The 16,752-nt window shown below is 63.1% G+C and carries 17 protein-coding genes; 7 read left to right on the forward strand and 10 right to left on the reverse strand.

Features of this window, described 5'->3' with window-relative positions; all coding sequences use genetic code 11:
* A partial coding sequence (locus tag AADA04_RS13725) for a hypothetical protein (protein ID WP_340693842.1) occupies positions 1–425 on the reverse strand: 425 nt, incomplete at its 3' end.
* A 50-nt stretch (positions 426–475) separates the two neighbouring features.
* On the opposite strand from AADA04_RS13725, the gene tsaD reads away from it, so the two are divergent.
* Entirely contained in the window at positions 476–1,621 is a 1,146-nt protein-coding gene (gene tsaD / locus AADA04_RS13730) for a tRNA (adenosine(37)-N6)-threonylcarbamoyltransferase complex transferase subunit TsaD (protein WP_340693843.1), read from the forward strand.
* A 240-nt stretch (positions 1,622–1,861) separates the two neighbouring features.
* Here the strand turns inward: tsaD and AADA04_RS13735 are convergent, their stop codons facing one another.
* Positions 1,862–2,467, reverse strand: coding sequence for a TetR/AcrR family transcriptional regulator (locus AADA04_RS13735; protein WP_340693844.1), 606 nt, complete (start codon positions 2,465–2,467; stop codon positions 1,862–1,864).
* Positions 2,468–2,605: 138 nt separating this feature from the next.
* Here AADA04_RS13735 and AADA04_RS13740 point away from each other — a divergent pair, with 138 nt between their 5' ends.
* Together AADA04_RS13740 and AADA04_RS13745 are read left to right on the forward strand one after the other, a co-directional pair.
* A complete protein-coding gene (locus AADA04_RS13740) occupies positions 2,606–2,905 on the forward strand; it encodes a YciI family protein (protein ID WP_340693845.1) in 300 nt (99 codons plus the stop codon).
* Complete coding sequence (locus tag AADA04_RS13745) at positions 2,902–3,582, forward strand: glutathione S-transferase (protein ID WP_340693846.1); 681 nt, start codon at positions 2,902–2,904, stop codon at positions 3,580–3,582. Before AADA04_RS13740 ends, AADA04_RS13745 begins: the two co-directional genes overlap by 4 nt.
* On the opposite strand, the gene AADA04_RS13750 is transcribed toward AADA04_RS13745, so the two are convergent.
* The 6 genes from AADA04_RS13750 to AADA04_RS13775 form a co-directional block, all read right to left on the reverse strand.
* Entirely contained in the window at positions 3,566–4,390 is an 825-nt protein-coding gene (locus AADA04_RS13750) for a sulfotransferase family protein (RefSeq protein WP_340693847.1), read from the reverse strand. The genes AADA04_RS13745 and AADA04_RS13750 overlap by 17 nt on opposite strands.
* A gap of 47 nt (positions 4,391–4,437) precedes the next feature.
* The gene (locus AADA04_RS13755; protein WP_340693848.1) at positions 4,438–4,911 is read right to left on the reverse strand and encodes a hypothetical protein; all 474 of its coding nucleotides are present in this window, start codon (positions 4,909–4,911) and stop codon (positions 4,438–4,440) included.
* 120 nt (positions 4,912–5,031) lie between these two features.
* On the reverse strand, positions 5,032–7,188 hold the full coding sequence (locus tag AADA04_RS13760; RefSeq protein ID WP_340693849.1) for a PQQ-dependent dehydrogenase, methanol/ethanol family: 2,157 nt from the start codon (positions 7,186–7,188) through the stop codon (positions 5,032–5,034).
* A 105-nt stretch (positions 7,189–7,293) separates the two neighbouring features.
* Positions 7,294–8,205 (reverse strand): orotidine-5'-phosphate decarboxylase, encoded by a 912-nt coding sequence (pyrF, locus tag AADA04_RS13765; RefSeq protein WP_340693850.1) that lies wholly within the window; start codon positions 8,203–8,205, stop codon positions 7,294–7,296.
* The gene (locus tag AADA04_RS13770) at positions 8,202–9,023 is read right to left on the reverse strand and encodes a trypsin-like peptidase domain-containing protein (RefSeq protein ID WP_340693851.1); all 822 of its coding nucleotides are present in this window, start codon (positions 9,021–9,023) and stop codon (positions 8,202–8,204) included. Before AADA04_RS13770 ends, pyrF begins: the two co-directional genes overlap by 4 nt.
* Positions 9,024–9,044: 21 nt before the next feature.
* On the reverse strand, positions 9,045–9,476 hold the full coding sequence (locus tag AADA04_RS13775; protein WP_340693852.1) for a DUF350 domain-containing protein: 432 nt from the start codon (positions 9,474–9,476) through the stop codon (positions 9,045–9,047).
* A 96-nt stretch (positions 9,477–9,572) separates the two neighbouring features.
* Between AADA04_RS13775 and AADA04_RS13780 the strand changes: the two genes are divergently transcribed.
* Positions 9,573–10,355, forward strand: a complete 783-nt coding sequence (locus AADA04_RS13780) for a 3-hydroxybutyrate dehydrogenase (RefSeq protein WP_340693853.1) — start codon at positions 9,573–9,575, stop codon at positions 10,353–10,355.
* 10 nt (positions 10,356–10,365) lie between these two features.
* Here AADA04_RS13780 and AADA04_RS13785 read toward each other — a convergent pair whose 3' ends face one another.
* Entirely contained in the window at positions 10,366–11,007 is a 642-nt protein-coding gene (locus tag AADA04_RS13785; RefSeq protein ID WP_340693854.1) for an SCO family protein, read from the reverse strand.
* A 63-nt stretch (positions 11,008–11,070) separates the two neighbouring features.
* Between AADA04_RS13785 and AADA04_RS13790 the strand changes: the two genes are divergently transcribed.
* The 3 genes from AADA04_RS13790 (at position 11,071) to AADA04_RS13800 (ending at position 15,403) form a co-directional block, all read left to right on the forward strand.
* Positions 11,071–12,438, forward strand: a complete 1,368-nt coding sequence (locus AADA04_RS13790; RefSeq protein WP_340693855.1) for an ActS/PrrB/RegB family redox-sensitive histidine kinase — start codon at positions 11,071–11,073, stop codon at positions 12,436–12,438.
* Between the two features lie 49 nt (positions 12,439–12,487).
* On the forward strand, positions 12,488–13,060 hold the full coding sequence (locus AADA04_RS13795; protein ID WP_340693856.1) for an ActR/PrrA/RegA family redox response regulator transcription factor: 573 nt from the start codon (positions 12,488–12,490) through the stop codon (positions 13,058–13,060).
* A gap of 102 nt (positions 13,061–13,162) precedes the next feature.
* Entirely contained in the window at positions 13,163–15,403 is a 2,241-nt protein-coding gene (locus tag AADA04_RS13800) for a TonB-dependent receptor (protein ID WP_340693857.1), read from the forward strand.
* Here AADA04_RS13800 and AADA04_RS13805 read toward each other — a convergent pair.
* Positions 15,400–16,716: an amidohydrolase gene (locus AADA04_RS13805; RefSeq protein ID WP_340693858.1), complete on the reverse strand. Its 1,317-nt coding sequence runs from the start codon at positions 16,714–16,716 to the stop codon at positions 15,400–15,402. The two genes, AADA04_RS13800 and AADA04_RS13805, sit on opposite strands and share 4 nt — an antisense overlap.
* Between the last annotated feature and the right edge of the window lie 36 nt (positions 16,717–16,752).

Below are 16,752 nucleotides of genomic sequence, written 5' to 3' on the forward strand. Positions count from 1 at the left end.
ACCTTGTAGAGCGCGCTGACGCGGGCGAGGAAGGGCGCGGCGGGGACCGGGCCGAATGCACGAACGCTGCCCGGAAACAGCACGGAGGCTTCGGGGTCGACGGCCGGCTGCACCCTTCCCGACAGCGCGAAACGGTACGGGGCCGGGAAGGTGACGAGTTCGGTGCCCTCGGGGAGTGGTGTGGTAGTGGCAGGCGTGAGGTACGTCCGTGGCCGGACCGCTGGCAGCGTGAGCGCCAGCGCCATCAGGGTCAGCAGGCGCCGCACGATCATCTCGAGCTGTTTCAGCCGTCCCGAGGCGCGTCGCTTGAGGCTGCGCCGCAAGGTGAGGGGGCGCAGGTGGGCGTTCGTCATGTTGATTACCGCCCACAGCGCAAGGCGTGCCTGTTCGAGGCCGTGATGGATCAAGTCGGGCGGATGGCTCATGCGGCGCAGTATAGCGCGGGTGGGATATGGGTTGGATAAGGGGGTGGAGAATGCCCTCCAGCCTTCCCAATCCGTCCGTCCCGGCCTACATGCCCCCGATGACCCGCCCGCTTACTATCCTCGGTATTGAATCCTCCTGCGACGAGACGGCTGCTGCTGTGCTGCGGCTGGAGGATGGGCGCGTGACGCTGCTGTCGGACGTGATCCATACGCAACTGGAAGAGCATGCGCCCTATCAGGGCGTGGTGCCGGAGATTGCGGCGCGGGCGCATGCGGAGATTGCCGACAAGACGGTGGCCGCCGCGATGAAGGATGCGGGAATTTCCTATTCAGACCTCGACGGCGTCGCCGCCACGTCCGGCCCCGGCCTGATCGGCGGCGTGCTCGTCGGCATGATGACCGGCAAGGCGATTGCGCAGGCCGCCGGCAAGCCGTTCATCGCGGTCAACCATCTGGAAGGCCATGCGCTGAGCCCAAGGCTCGGCGGCGATTGCCCTTTTCCTTACCTGTTGCTGCTGGTGTCGGGCGGGCATTGCCAGTTCCTCGAGGTGCGCGGGCTGGGCGACTACAAGCGTCTCGGCTCGACGATTGACGATGCCGTGGGCGAGGCGTTCGACAAGACGGCGAAATTGCTCGGCCTCGGCTTTCCGGGCGGCCCCGCCGTGGAGCGGCTGGCGAAATCCGGTGATCCAAAAGCCTTCAGCTTCCCGCGTCCGCTGATGAACCGGCCCGGCCTCGACATGAGCTTTGCGGGCCTGAAGACCGCTGTTGCCCGCGCGGCCGCCGAGGAACCCCTCACAGAGCAGCGCCTCGCTGACCTGTGCGCCAGTTTCCAGGCAGCCGTCTGCGACGTGCTGGCGGGCAAGGCGCAGCGCGCACTCGAGGGGTTTGATCCGGGTGAAGGGGAAACGATCCGTTTCGTCGTGGCGGGCGGCGTTGCCTCCAACCAGGCGATCCGCACGGCGCTGGAAACGGAAGCAGCGGCGTTCGGGGGGCTGCTTGTCGCGCCGCCTTTGCGGCACTGTACGGACAATGCTGCGATGATCGCGCTTGTCGGGGCCGAGCGGATGGCCGCCGGACTAGTTGACGCGACCGGGGACCTTGGCGCCGGGGCGAGACCCCGGTGGCCGCTGGATGAAGCGTCTGCGACGCTGGATCCGGCTTATGCCACGGGGCTCAAGGGCGCCAAGGCCTGATCAGGCGTCACTAAACTGCAAATTCAGCAAGTGCGAGCGTGGCGGCGAAGATGGCAACGGCGAACGGCACGGCTGCGATCAAGGCGTAGAAGGATTGGCGGGCTTCAGTTTTCGAGAGGGTCATTGGATTGCTCTTCAAGGGGTCTTTTGGAAGGCACCATAGTCTTCCATGACCCTGATATAGCAGGCCCTGAAAAATAATCAATGAACAATTTCGTTTTTATTCAGCGTTTAGATTTTCTATCGATCCGGCGTATGGGCACCACACGATAGCGAGGCCAGCAAAAGATCGAGAACGCCGCCCAGTTCCCGCTGCAGTTTTGGCAGGGACAGCGCCGAAAACAGCTGCGGAAAGCGGAATTTCATCAGCGCAGACTGCATGAATTCAGCTGTTTCTTCGGGGCGCTCAAGCGCGCGGAATTCACCGGCCTGAATGCCATCATTCAGGATCTGCACCAGGTAAACGCGCTCCTGGGCCATCTGCTCGTTGAAATAGAGCGGGCGCTCCTCTTTGAGGACGCCGGCGACTTCCAAAATCTTGGCGTCTTCCTCAATGGCCTTGAAGGTTCGCTCGAGACTCATCTCGAAAAACTCGCGAAGCCTTGAAGACGCTGATGTTTTCTTGCGGGCAATCGCGGCATAGTCTTCGAAGACCTTGGCGTTGAACTTGCGCGCCATAGCCTCGGCAATGTCGATCTTCGAGGCGAAGAAGCGGTAGATATTGCCCGCCGACATGCTGCAGTCGCGGGCAATCTCCGACATGGTCGTCTTGCCGTAACCATAGTGATGGATGCGCTCCATGGCGGCATTCAGGATCTGCTCGCGGGTATCTGTCGTGTCATTCATGCGAAAACCATACTACTAATTCCTGAAGGATCAATGATTCATTCAGTTCACATTCGCCGGATTTGCTTGGCAGTGGAAAGCTCGCAAGCAGTATGCCATAGCGGTCCGGACACTCAACCAGGCCCCGAGGAGACGTTCATGCCATTGTTCTGCCTACACTGTCTCGACCGACAAGACGGCGGCGCCGCGCTGCGCGCCAAGGCCCGTCCGGCGCATCTGGAATGGGCCGTGAGCCTGGGGGATGTCGTTCGCATGGCCGGGCCGCTGCTCGCGGATGACGGCGAGACCATGGTCGGGTCGATATTCCTGGTGCAGGCCGAGAGCCTCGCCGCCGCCAAGGCCCTGTCGTCGCAGGACCCCTATACACTGGCCGGCGTCTTCGAGCGGGTCGACATTCATGAGATCCGCTGGTCCATCGGGGACGGCAAGCCGGCATGAAACAGCTTATCCTCGGCAACCTGAACTATTCCAGCTGGTCGATCCGGCCCCTGCTGGTCGCGCGTCATGTCGGCCTGCCGGTGGAAGAGGTGATCGTGCCGCTGGATTTTCCCGACACGAGCGCGAAACTGAAAGAGATCAGCCCGACGGCCAAGGTGCCATTGCTGATCTGGGACGCGCAAACCGTGTGGGAAAGCCTTGCGATCACCGAATGGATCGCTGAATGGGCCGGTCCGGGCCAGGTCTGGCCTGAAGATGCCGCAGCCCGCGCCGTGGCCCGCGCCGCCGCTTCGGAAATGCATGCCGGCTTTCCGGCCCTGCGCAGCCTCTGCCCGATGGACATCCGGTCGCGCCATGCCGCCCCGGAGATGAGTGACGGACTGAAGGCCGACATTGCGCGGATCGATGGCCTCTGGTGCGATCTGCGCGAACGCTTCGGCGCCGGCGGGCCGTTCCTGTTCGGCCAGTGGAGCGCCGCCGATGCGTTCTACACGCCTGTCGTGACCCGCTTCCGCACCTATGGCCTTCCGCTCAGCGGCCCCGCACAGGCCTATGCCGACGCTGTGCTCAGCGATCCGAAATTCCGCGTCCTGGAAGAACAGGCAAAGGCCGAACCGTGGTGGATCAAGTATGGCCCGGATGGCCGGTCCAGCGGGTCTCTCAAGCCGGCAGGCTGAACAGGTCGTAACCGAGATCGTGCCGGAACAGCGTTTTCACCTGTGTCCGGTAAAGGTCCATGGCTTCGCCCGTGAACAGGTCGGCAAGCGCGGTCTTGCGATTCTGCAGCACGTTGGGCTCGGCGTGCGGGTCGGTATGCTTGGCCATTTCGGCCTTGGTGCCCGCCGCGAGCGCCGCGTCGATCGAAGCGGGCGTCAGGTCGAGTGACCAGTGCGCCGCGACGGCCTCCAGCACGGCGCGTGCATCCTTCAGCGTGTCTTCGTAATGGACGGTGAGTATCCGGCCCGGCGCAGCGGCGCAGACGTCGCCCCAGCGGTTCCAGAACCGGGCGAGCCAGTAGATGTCGCAGCGATATGCCTTCCCGCCCGGATCGCCTTTCAGATAGGTCAGCCAGTCGACCTTGATGTCATATTCCCATTTGGCATGGTGGCTGGCGAGGATGGCCATCGGATGCCGGACGGCGAGCACGTAGGGCGGCAGGTTGGCGGCGCGCCGGGCCCAGCCCCAGTCGGCCAGGCGGTGGGGGATGGTGTGGCTGAAGGCGAGGCGCGGGATGTCCGGGAAGGTGGGCTTGTCCTTCGGCCAGCCGATATAGGGCCGGACGGCATTCTCGGAAAAATATTTCGGGCGGGCGATGCCGTGCGTATCGGCGATGGCAATCGCCAGCATGTATTTCAGCCAGTGCGTGCCGGAATTCTTTGATGTCACCAGCATGCCGTCGAAAGCGCCATGGCGCAGCACGGAATAATTGTTCCAGTTATCGTTGCGAACGCGGGCGCGGTAGGCGGCAGGCAGAGTCTCGATCATGGGTCGCCCCTAGCCTCAGACCTGCCAGAGCGCAACGGGTGCGGCGCTCATGTCTTGAGGCCGGCCCGGTCGCGATACACTTGCAGCAGCGCCAGCTGGTCGCGCGTGGGCGTGCCTTCCGCCTCGGAGACCGCCTCGAGCATGCCGTCGAGATCGACCACTTCCTTCGGACCGAGATAGCGGTCGCCGACAATCTTCTGGCTGAGACGGCGCATGGTTTCCTGTGGCAGGGGCGCCTTGTTTGTCACCCATGCCGCGTGCGCAACCAGTTCGTGGGCTTCGTCCTGCGAGAAGCTGAAATGGCGCATGATCTCGTCACTGATGACGTCGCTTTGGCGGTCAGTCAGCGGGCCGCCGCGGGCGCGGGCGACTTCCATCATCATGATCGCCGCTGCCTCACGGGGATCGTCGATCAGGTCGAGGCCATTGCGGCCGGCCCGGTACTTGAAGGCGATGCTCCGGGGCAGGTTGGCCGCAGACCGCGCCAGATCGACCGCATGGCGCGCGCCGTCGCGGGCCATGCGCAGCCGCCAAGACCAGACGCCGATAGCCACCAGAATACCAAGAATAGCGACAAGGAACTGCATCAAAAAAGTGTAGCGCGCCCCGAAGGGACGCGCCACACCCAATGCGTCCTGAGCTTACTGACCGCCGCCTGCGGGATCTGCGCTGGCATGCGCCTGCGCGAGGACATAGGCGCGGATGGCTTCGGATTCCTCAGGCGTCAGGTGTTCGGCGAACGAGACCATGCCATTGGCGGCGAGGTTTCCGTCGAGCACGACGCCCCTCCACGCTTCGGCATTGCCGGTGATGGCCGACCAGCGCAGGTCGGGCAGCACGCCGGAACTGGCGGCGAGCGCGCCATGGCAGACCATGCAATTGCGCGAGAAGGCCACCGCGCCCTGTGCGATCATCGCGTCGTCACCGAAGGCATCAGCCTTGGCGGTCCGCTCAATCGGCGTGAAATCAGCGTCGGCGATGAGGCCCGTGCCGCCAATCTTGAACGTGACCACCTTGCCGACTGTCGCAGGCACCGCCTCGTCATAGGCGTAGCCAGCGGTGAGGGCGAAAGCACTGCCCCAGCCGGTCGTGATCGTCACGTATTGCTCGCCGTCGATCAGATAGGTGCCGGGGCCGGATGCGGCGCCTGACTTGACGTTCTGGTTCCACAGTTTTTCGCCGGTTGCCGCATTATAGGCGACAAAGTCGCCATTCAGCTTGCCCTGGAAGACGAGATTGCCCGCCGTGGACAGCACGCCGCCATTCCACGCGTTCTCATGCTCGACGGTCCAGCGGGGCTCCTGCTTGACCGGATCCCACGCAATCAGGCGGCCCTTGAGGGTCGAGCGGAGGAACTTGGCGACGTCAGGCGGCGCAATGGGCGGAATGCCCGACGAGAAGTCGGCGCCGGTATTCCAGCCGATCGTCTTGGTGCCGAACCTTGGGTCTTCCGCATAGGCCTGCGGAATTTCCTGGGCCGGGATATAGGCCAGTCCGGTTTCCGGGCTGTAGGCCATTGGCTGCCAGTTGTGGGCACCAAGCGGCCCGGGAAGTTGCTGGTGGGGTTCCTTGCCATAGCGGGCTGCGGCCACTTCCATCGGCCGGCCGTTCTCGTCGAGACCGGTTGCCCAGTTCAGCGGAACGAACGCATCGCCCGAAAGATACTCGCCCGTGGCGGCATCCAGGACATAGAAGAACCCGTTCTTGGGCGCCTGCATGGCGACGCGGCGCGGCGCGCCATCTTCGCCGAGCGGCAGGTCTGCCAAGATGATCGACTGGGTGGCTGTATAGTCCCAGTTGTCGCCCGGCGTGGTCTGGAAGTGCCACTTGTATTCACCTGTATCGGCATCGACCGCGACAATCGACGAGAGGAACAGGTTGTCGCCACCGGCAGGGTCACGGAACGTACGGTTCCATGGCGATCCGTTGCCGACGCCGAAAATGATCTGGTCGTTGACCGTGTCGTAGACGATGGAATCCCAGACCGTGCCGCCGCCGCCATCGGTGACCCATGCGCCTTCGTCACCCCAGGTGACGTTGCCGACGGATTCGAAAGCCTTGTCCGAAGGTTCGTGGTCAGGCTGCTTTTTCGGGTTCGGCACCGTGTAGAAGCGCCAGAGCTTCTTGCCGGTTTCTGAATCATAGGCTGTCAGGTAACCGCGCACGCCCAGTTCAGCGCCGCCATTGCCGATCAGCACCTTGCCGTTCACCACGCGTGGTGCGCCGGTGATCGTGTAGGGCTTGGCCTGGTCGACCGTCACCGTGCTCCAGATGCGTTCGCCGGTTTTCGCATTCAATGCTTCAAGACGACCGTCAATCACACCGACATAGACCTTGCCATCAAGGACCGCGACACCGCGGTTGACCACGTCGCAGCAGGCCTTCACGCCAACGGCGCGATCAACATCCGGGTCGTAGGTCCACAGCGCGTCGCCTGTCTTGGCATCAAGCGCGTAGACCACGGACCAGGCCGACGTGACATACATCACGCCGTCGACAACGATCGGCGTCGCCTCAACACCGCGATTGGTGTCGAGATCGTGGGTCCAGGCAACGCCCAGACGGCCGACATTCTCGGTATTGATTCCCGTCAGCGTCGAGAAGCGCTGCTCATCATAGGTGCCGCCATAGGTCAGCCATTCGGCGCCGCCACTGGCCGTCGCGATACGATTTGTATCGACCGCGGCGAAGGCTGCTTCCACAGGCTTTTCGGCCACTTCGGCCTTCTCTTTCGGGGCACAGCCCGCGAGCAGCGCCAGTGCGCCCCCCGCCATGATGAATGAACGCCAATGAGTCATGGCCTGATGTCTCCCCTCGGTTTGAGCATGGCGGTCTGGTGCCGCTCTTGATGATTGGCGATTATGCTAGCCCTTCGACAGCGATTGTCGAGGTCTCTCGCTAGGTCAGTTGCCGGCCAATGTGCCGGAACGCTCGGCAACACCGCTGAGCGCGGTGAGATCGGCCTGCGCGGCGTCGATTGCCTGCGCAATGACCGATTGCCATTCAGCGAGATTGCCTGCCGATGCAGCACCGTCCGGAAAGTTCACGGACCGGGAGGCATTCACCACGCCGCCCTCAAGATGATTGCCGCGCCTGACAAAGCCCGCGAGGGCATCCTTCGCACCGCTGCCTTGCGCGCCGTAACCCGGCACGAGGAACAGGCATTTCGGCGCCAGCTGGCGCAGCTTGCGCGCCTCATCAGGCCCGGTTGCGCCCGCGACGAGCATGAGGCTCGACCAGCCGTCCGCCCCTTCAAGACGCTGGATCGCGGGCCGCAGCGCTTCCACGACACGCGCATAGAGTGGGGCACCGCCCATGTCCTGCGTCTGGAAATCAGCCGATCCGGGATTGGACGTGCGCGCCAGAACGACCAAGCCCTTGCCATTCGATTCCGCCGCCGACAGGAACGGCTCAAGCGTGTCGATCCCCATATAGGGGTTTACGGTGACCGCATCACAGGGAAACGGGGCCGATTTGCCAAGATAGGCCTGCGCATACCCTTCTGCCGTCGACCCGATATCACCGCGCTTGGCATCTGCGATCACGATCAGGCCCGCATCACGCGCCGCTTCGCACACACGTTGCAGTGCGCGCATGCCGTCGGGGCCGAGACGCTCGAACAGGCCAACTTGCGGCTTGATGATACCGGCCCGGCCGACAACCTGCGCGATGATGGCTTCGCCCCAGCGCGCCAGACCGTCCGGCGTGTCACCGCCGAAAAGGGCGGGCACACGCCCGGCATGCGGGTCGATTCCCACGCAGAGCGGACCCAAGGTGCGGGCCGCAGTAACCAGGCGACCGGCAAAATCGGTCATGGGCGCACCTGGCAGGCAACCTTGACCACCTGCAGCCGGCGGCGGGCATTGTCGGATTGCGGCCCGTAAGTGTTCACCGTGAACGCCTCATGGGGGCCTTCGACGGTCGAAACGTCGAGACTGGTGAGGAAGGCTTCGATGGAGGACGGCGCTGCCGTGTATATCCGGCCGCGGCGCGGGCTTTCAGCAACAATGACGCCGCGCACGCCGCCATCCTTGTCGAAGACAGGACCGCCCGAGATACCGCCAAGCGTGCCGGTGAGGCCCTGGGTACGCCCGATTTCGGCCCAGGCGAGGATCGGCTCGGCGCCATCGCGGCGTCCGCGTGTGATCAGTTTGGATCGCGACAGAAGCTTGGTCGCCACTTCGCCCGGCCGGCCTTGCGGATAGCCGACATGATAGCCTTCGTCGCCGATGCGCAACGTCGAGTTCAGGGCGAGTTTCACAGAGGCCGGGCTGCGGCCCGTCGAAATGAGGGCAAGGTCATGGTCGGGATCAACCCTAACGCTTGCAGCCGGGACATATTGGTCGGGCGCGACCAGCAGGCCGACGCTGTTGCAGCCTTCAACGACATGACGCGCCGTAATCCAGTCACCGGAATTATTGACCGCAAAAGCTGTGCCGATGCCATCCTTCGGGGAGTCGACCTGGACCAGTATCTGCTCGTCGAGGATGGAGGGCGGCGGCAATGTCGGGCCGTCCGACTCGAGCACTGTCGGAGGCGATTCAGGCGCATCAGCGTTGTGCTCATTGGCAAACAACGTCCAGACCACGGCGCTGAACACCAGAAGGTAAAGGACCCAATCAAACGACCTCATTTGTGCGTGCGTCTCCTCAACTCAAAACCTTTGCAGGGCCGGGTCCCACAATCCGGCCGCCAGAATCAGCGCCGACGAAATCTTTGCGGCAATCAGCACAATCGCCGCGCCAGCCTGATCCTGCTCGATCCGCTGCGGAATGTCGCGCAGCAAAACGTCCACGAGCCGGTAAACGATCAACTGGAGCAACAGGGCGATCACGCCCCATATCAGGAGGTCGAACAAGGACACACTCGATGCCAAGGTCGATGCGATGGGTATGGCGAGACCGGTAATCGCGCCTGCCAGTGCGAGGCCTGCCGAGGCGTTGCCGCCTTTTACGAGTGCAAGTTCCTTCCATGGTGTCAGCAACACGTAGATAGTGCTTGCGACAACCAGCATACCACCTGCAGATGCAGTCCAGATCAGAAAGCGCGGAAACGCTTCTACAAAAGCACCAATTTCACCGTCCATTGAACCCGCCTATCTTGAACACATATTGTCCGAGGCCCTCCCGAGGCCGCCCTTATCCCTAAACACAGCGCGCCTGCGCCTCAAGGAGACATCATCATGCTGAGCGGAAAAACTGCACTCGTCACTGGCTCGACGAGCGGTATCGGAATGGGGATTGCGACCCGCCTTGCACGCGAAGGATGCAATGTCGTGCTCAACGGATTCGGGGACGAAGCCGCGATTGAAGCGGAAAGAGCCGGTCTGGAAAAAGAATTCGGGGTAAAGGTCGGATATTCGGGCGCCGATCTCACCAACCCAGACGCGATTGAGGGCATGATGGGCTATGTCGCCCGCGATTTCGGCGGCGCAGACATTCTCGTCAATAATGCAGGCGTTCAATATGTTGCACCCATCGAGGACTTTCCGGTCGCAAAGTGGGATCTCATCATCGCGCTCAACCTGACCGCCGCCTTCCACACGACGCGCATGGCCCTTCCCGGGATGAAGGAAAAGGGCTGGGGGCGTATCATCAACACGGGCAGCGCCCATGCCAAGGTCGCCTCCCCCTTCAAGTCGGCCTATGTCACGGCCAAGCACGGACTGGCCGGCCTGACCAAGGTGACTGCCCTCGAAGGGGCGAAACATGGCGTGCGCTGTAACCTGATCTGCCCCGGCTATGTCCATACACCACTGGTGGACGGCCAGATTGCCGATACGGCCAAGGCGCGCGGCATGACGCGGGAGCAAGTGATCGAAGACGTGATCCTCGAGGCCCAACCCACCAAGGAATTCGTCACGGTGGAGCAGATCGCCGGCTTTGCCGCCTTCCTTTGCTCGCCCGACGCCGACCAGATCAATGGTGCGGAACTCTCGATCGATGGCGGCTGGACGGCCGAATAGGCTTTCGCCGCTATTCTTCCAGCACTTCGGCGAGGCACGCGGCGATTGTCTCGCTCGTGTCCTCGTGGGTGAAGAAGGTCTTCAGCTTCCAGTCCTCGTCCATCAGATAGAGCAGGCTCGTATGGTCCATCGTGTAACCGGCTGAACTGCTGTCATCGTCGATCCGCGAATAGTCGGCGATGAAGGAATCGGCTGCCGCGCGGACCTGTTCCCTGGTGCCCGTCAAGCCGACCAGATTGTCGGGAAACGCAGCGGTTGTTACGTATTGGGCGAGGGTTTCGGGCGTGTCGCGCTCGGGATCGACCGAGATCAGGAGCGTCTGGGGCGGCGCCATGTCTTCGGGCAGCATCTTGTAGGCGCGCGCGATACTGACCAGCGTCATCGGGCAAACGTCCGGGCAATAGGTAAATCCGAAATAAATCAAGGTTGGATGACCCTTGAACGTATCCTCCGTGACGGCTTCTCCGGTGTGCGAGACGAGCGAGATCGGCCCGCCAATCTCCGGATAGGCGCGGCTGAGGCACCCGGATTTGACCCCGCCGGAGCGGGGCGTTGCGGGTGTGGCAGCGGTGTCGGACGGGGGCGCCGAGGGGGAGCAGGCGGTGGCGGCAAGGGTGCCGAACGCGACGAGAAGGGTGCGGATTGGAAACATGATAGCGATATGCCGGGAATGCCCTGCTTGGCGCAAGCGTCACGCTGACGCATAAGCAGCTTCATGGACGAGATTACCCGAGATTCCCGATACGCGCTGGACGACGCCGTCTTCACGCTGGCGCCCGAGGGGCTTGGCTCGGCGCAGTCGGCGCTGGGGCGGACACGGCTTCGCACATTCATCACGCTGCGCTGGCTGGCCGTGGCTGGTCAGACGGCAGCCGTCCTGTTCGTGGCGTTCGGGCTGGGCTTTGAAGTGCCGCTGGCGCTGTGCCTGGCGATCATTGCCGCGTCAGCCTGGCTCAATGTGTTCCTGGCCTTTGCCTTCCAGAGCCAGCGCCTGACGCGCGGCTGGGAGGCGAGCCTGCAACTGGCCTTCGACACGCTGCAACTGGCGGCGCTGATCACCGTGACCGGCGGCCTGTCCAACCCCTTCCTGCTGATGCTGCTGGCGCCGGTGACCGTTGCGGCGCTGTCTGTTTCGCAGACCCGGGCGACAATGGTTGCGGTCCTGGCGCTCGCGTCGGCAGCGATGATGCCATTCTTCTCCCTGCCTTTGCCCTGGGTGGGCGGTGAGGCGATCAGCCTGCCCCCGCTCTTCCAGTGGGGCCAGTTCACGGCGCTCGTCGTGGGTCTCGTCTTCTTTTCCCTGTCAGCAGTCCGGGTCAGCCAGGATGAGGCAAGACTGGTTCGGGCGCTCGATGCGGCCAGCGTGGTGATGGCGCGCGAACAGAAACTGTCGGCGCTTGGCGCCATGTCGGCGATGACGACACATGAACTTGGCACGCCGCTGGCGACCATTCACCTCGTGTCCAAGGAATTGCTCGCCGAAATCGGGCCGGATGATCCCCATAGCGAAGACATCCGTCTGATCGCCGAACAGGCAGATCGCTGCCGCGCGATCCTCGCCACCATACGGGAGGCGCGCGAGGCGACAGATATCGTGCATGCGCTGATGCCGCTCGACGCATTGGTCGAAGAAGCCGCCGCGCCGTTCAAGGGGCTGGGCGTCGACCTGGTCGTGCGCGCGGTGCCGGGGGAACGGGGCGAACCGAAAGCGCCGATCCTCAATCGCAGTCCGGAAATCCTGCATGCCCTTGGTGCCTTTATCGAGAACGCGGTTAGCTTCGCCGACACCGGCGTCACGGCGGTGGCGTCATGGACGGACGACCAGGTGATCATCACGATCACGGATGACGGGCCGGGATTTGCCGCTGAAGTGATGCCGAAACTTGGCGAGCCTTACGTCTCCCAGCGCAGCGAAGCCCAGCTGGGCGGCGGCGACATGGGTCTGGGCTTTTTCATCGCAAAAACGCTGATCGAACGGACCGGCGGACGCATCGCGACGCGCAACCGGACTCCGCCCAAGCGCGGCGCGGTGGTGCAGGCTCTCTGGCCAAGAGCAGCGCTAGAGGCTTCTAAGTTGGCCTAGGCCGTGCCAAAGCCTATATTGAGATGGAATCATGAGAAGGAATGCGGCCATGGACCGCCCAGTGTCTGTAAACCTGCACGATAGCCTCAAGGATGTGGAAGACCGTTCCTGCCTTGTGATGGATGATGACGGCCCGTTCGTTCAACGCATGGCGCGCGCCCTGGCCCAGCGCGGCTTCATTGTTTCCGCCGTTTCGACCGTCAGCGAAGGCAAGGATATTGCCCGGCTGAACCCGCCCGCCTTTGCCGTGCTGGACCTACGCCTTGAAGATGGCAGCGGCCTCGACGTGGTCGACGTGCTGCAAAAGCATCGCCCGGATGCACGAGCCGTGATCCTGACCGGCTATGGTGCAATCGCGACGGCCGTCGCCGCCGTGAAGGCCGGTGCCGTCGATTACCTGTCGAAGCCGGCCGATGTGGATGACATCGTCCGCGCGCTCACCGCCACCAAGGACGAGAAACCGGCCCCGCCGGAAAACCCGATGTCGGCGGACCGGGTGCGCTGGGAACATATCCAGCGCGTCTATGAGCTGTGCAATCACAATGTCTCGGAAACGGCCCGGCGCCTGAACATGCATCGCCGGACGCTGCAGCGCATCCTGGCGAAACGCGCCCCGCGCTAAAGTCCAAGCCCACGGATGGCGCAATAAGGTGACTGCAGCGTCACCTTATCTGTAACAAATGCAACAGTTGCAAAGCGTTTTCACCTCGCTTAAGCGCGGCGAATGAAATCGTTCCGTGTCCTCCCCGCCTCGCTCCTGATTGCCTCTTTTGCCGCCCCGGCGCTCGCTGAAACAGCCGACGCGCCAAGGCGCCTGGACCCGGTCGTCACGACCGCCACACCCAGCGCCGCGCCACTGACCGACATTCCGATGTCCGTCAGCGTGATCAGTTCAGATGCGCTCAAGTTGGCGGATGCCTTCCTCGGGGCAGAAGACATTACCGACCTGCTGACCGGCGTCGACGCGGCGGTGGCCAATGGCACACAGGTCGCCTTCCAGATCCGTGGCATCGGCGCGGTGGACCATCAGGCGCTGACACCGACGGCTGCTGCGGTCTATTCCGATGGCGTCTATCTGGCGACCAATGTGCAGACCGGCCTGATGCTGTATGACCTCGACCGGATCGAGGTGTTGAAAGGCCCGCAAGGCACGCTGTATGGCCGCAACGCCTCTGGCGGGGCGATCAATTTCATCACCGCGCGACCGGGCCCGGACCAGACACGCTATGTTCGCGCCGGTTATGGCAATTTCAACCGCGTGGACCTTGGCGGCGCCTACGGGAACGCGCTGGATAACGGCTTCAGCTATCGCCTCGCCGTGCGGTACCTGTCGCGTGATGCAGCCCTCGACAATACGGCTGGGCCAGCGGATGCGGGCGGCGTGCGCGACGAGTTCGGCCTGCGTCTCGGCCTCCTCTGGGAGAATGCTGGCGGCGGCGAACTGCTGGTGCGCACCCATTATGAGGAAGACAATGGCGTCAACACCACGCCGCGCAATGACAGCCTGGACCTGGGCGATCATGAAATCGCCGTGGCCGGTGACGGCCTGCAGGACACGGATAATGCCTTCTATGGCGTATCAGCCGAATACAACCGCGCTGTCGGGCGCTGGGACCTCACCTCGCTGACAGCCTTTGAAGGCTATGCGCAGCAATACGGCTTTGATTTTGATGGCGCTGTGGCCCTGTTCGGAAATCCCGGTTTCAATGCGAACCTCGCGTATGATCGGTCGTTCCGTCAGTATTCGCAGGAATTCCGCCTGCAGACGGACTGGACCGGTGGGCACACGCTGATCGGCCTCAGCGGTTCGGTCGATGATTTCAGCCAGACCTACACGATCTGGTGCGGTGTGCTGGACCCCGAAACCCTGCTCGGCACATGTCCCTATGTGGGTGCGGGAAGCCGCGCTGGTCCGACGCCCGTGTCGACCGGAACCGCGATGTCGCTGGTCACGGACATCAACCAGTCGCGCACGGCGCTCGCCGCCTTCACGCATAATGAATTCGACCTGACGGACCGCGTCACGGCCACGCTGGGCCTGCGCGTGACCGATGAGCGGATCGAAGGGCATGGTAGCGGCCGGCATGTGTTTGATGATGGCACGGTCGGCTACAATAATGTCAGCGGACTGGGCCTTGCCTTCGGATCGAACGCAATCGACGAGACACGCCTCAGCGGTAACGCCGCGCTGTCTTATGATGTCGGGCCCGGGCAGGCCTATGCGTCTGTGTCGAACAGCTACAAGTCGGGCGGCTTCAATGGCGAGGTCCAGAACAATGCCACGCATTTCACCGACGAGGGCCTGTTCGATGCGGAAGCCGTGACGGCGTATGAGATCGGCTACAAGGCACGCCCCACGGACACGCTGAGCTGGAGCCTCGCTGCGTTCTGGCAGGATTATGATGCGCCGCAGGCACGTATCTTCGTGAACTTCGCGCTGCCGGACGGTTCGAGCATCACGTCGAATTCCTTGTCGAACCTGGATGCGGCCACCGTCTATGGCGCAGAGGCCGACATGACCTGGCGGCCGGTTGACGGCCTGACGCTGGATGCCGGACTGACGCTGCTTGATACCGAGATTGACCAGACCACCGATATTGGCGGCAATGCCGCGACGTTCGACGGCAATCCCCTGCCCTTCGCACCGGACGTGTCAGCCACACTGGGCGGTCGCTATGAATTCGCGCTGACGCCAGACGTGGACGCGAGCGTCGCGGCCCATGCCAAATATCGCGGCGATTATTATCTCGACCCGGAGGGCCTTGAGAAGCGGATGCAGGCGGGGTTCACCACTTTGCAGGCCGAAGCGGCGTTCCAGTTTGCCAACACGGGTCTTGGCGTCACGATCTGGGGGCGCAACCTCACCGATGAAGACTACGCGCTCTCGGGCTATGGCTTCATCGGCTACAACACGTTCCGGTCGGACCCGCGCACCTTTGGTGTGCGGCTGGATTACAGCTTCTAAGTTGTCGGCTTCATCAGCGCCATTGCGCCGACGACCATCGCTTCCGTGCCTAGCTTGACCGAAGGCTCAGGGTCGATCTTGAAGAAGGGCGAATGGTGGGACGGCGCAGTTTTCACGTCGGCTTCGGGTGTGCCGCCGACATTGAAATAGACGCCTTTAACGCCGGTTTCCGGCGTGACGAAATAGGCGAAGTCTTCGGCGCCCATGCCGCCGCGTGGCTGTTCAAACAGCGTGCCTTCCGGCAGTGAGGCCGTGAATGCGTCGCGCAGGCGCTGGGCCGTGTCGGTGTCGTTGATCGTGGGCGGTGTCGATTCCGTTTGGGAGCGGACAACTTCTGGCATCAGGTCTTCCGGCACGTTCATTGAAATGGCGACCCCCCGGGCAACCCGGTCGATGCCGTCAAGCAATTGTGTGCGCACGTCCGGGTCGTCGGAGCGGACGGTCAGCTGCATCTCGACCTTGTCGCCAATGATGTTGTGCTTGGCCCCGCCATGGAATGCGCCGACCGTAATGACGCCGGGATCCAGCGGCGCGATCGAGCGCGACACGACCGACTGCAATGACACGACAATCTGGGACGCCACGAGCACCGGATCGATGCCCATGTGCGGATAAGCGCCATGCGTGCCGACGCCATGGACAAGAATGTCGACGCTGTCGGAGCTGGACGCCACGATGTCGAGCGGCAGCTCGATGCGCCCTGTCGGCACCTCGGCCGCGACATGGAAGGCGATGGCATAATCAGGCTTGGGGAAGCGGGTGTACAACCCGTCTTCGATCATGGCCCGGGCGCCGCCGATGCGTTCTTCAGCCGGCTGGCCAACGAGAACAAGTGTGCCGGACCATTCGTCCTTGCGGGCAGCCAGCTGTTTCGCAGCGCCGACAAGGGACGTGACGTGCACATCGTGCCCGCAGGCATGCATGACGGGCTTTTCCACGCCGTCAATATCGACCTGCGTGGCCATGGAGGCATAGGCAAGGCCGCTATCTTCCTTGAGCGGCAGGCCGTCCATGTCGGCGCGCATCAGGACTGTCGGGCCATCCCCGTTTTTCATGACCGCAACAATGCCGGTGCCACCCACGCCTTCGGTCACATCAAACCCGAAAGCGCGGATTTCTTTGGCGAGTATCTTCGCCGTGTTGGTTTCGCGGAAGGAGAGTTCCGGGTTCGTATGGAAATATGTGAACAGCGCGCCAAGATGCGTGTCGTAGTCGACCGAAATGTCCGAGCGGAGCGTCTCGTCCGCAAACGCGCCCGGTGCGGCGCCGAGGGCAAGGACGGATGCGGCCAAGGCCAAGGATTTCAATTTCATGTGCTGTCTCCCCAATTCCGGCGAGAGGCTAGGCGG

This window comes from Hyphomonas sp. (assembly GCF_037969335.1).
Taxonomy (GTDB): Bacteria; Pseudomonadota; Alphaproteobacteria; order Caulobacterales; family Hyphomonadaceae; genus Hyphomonas.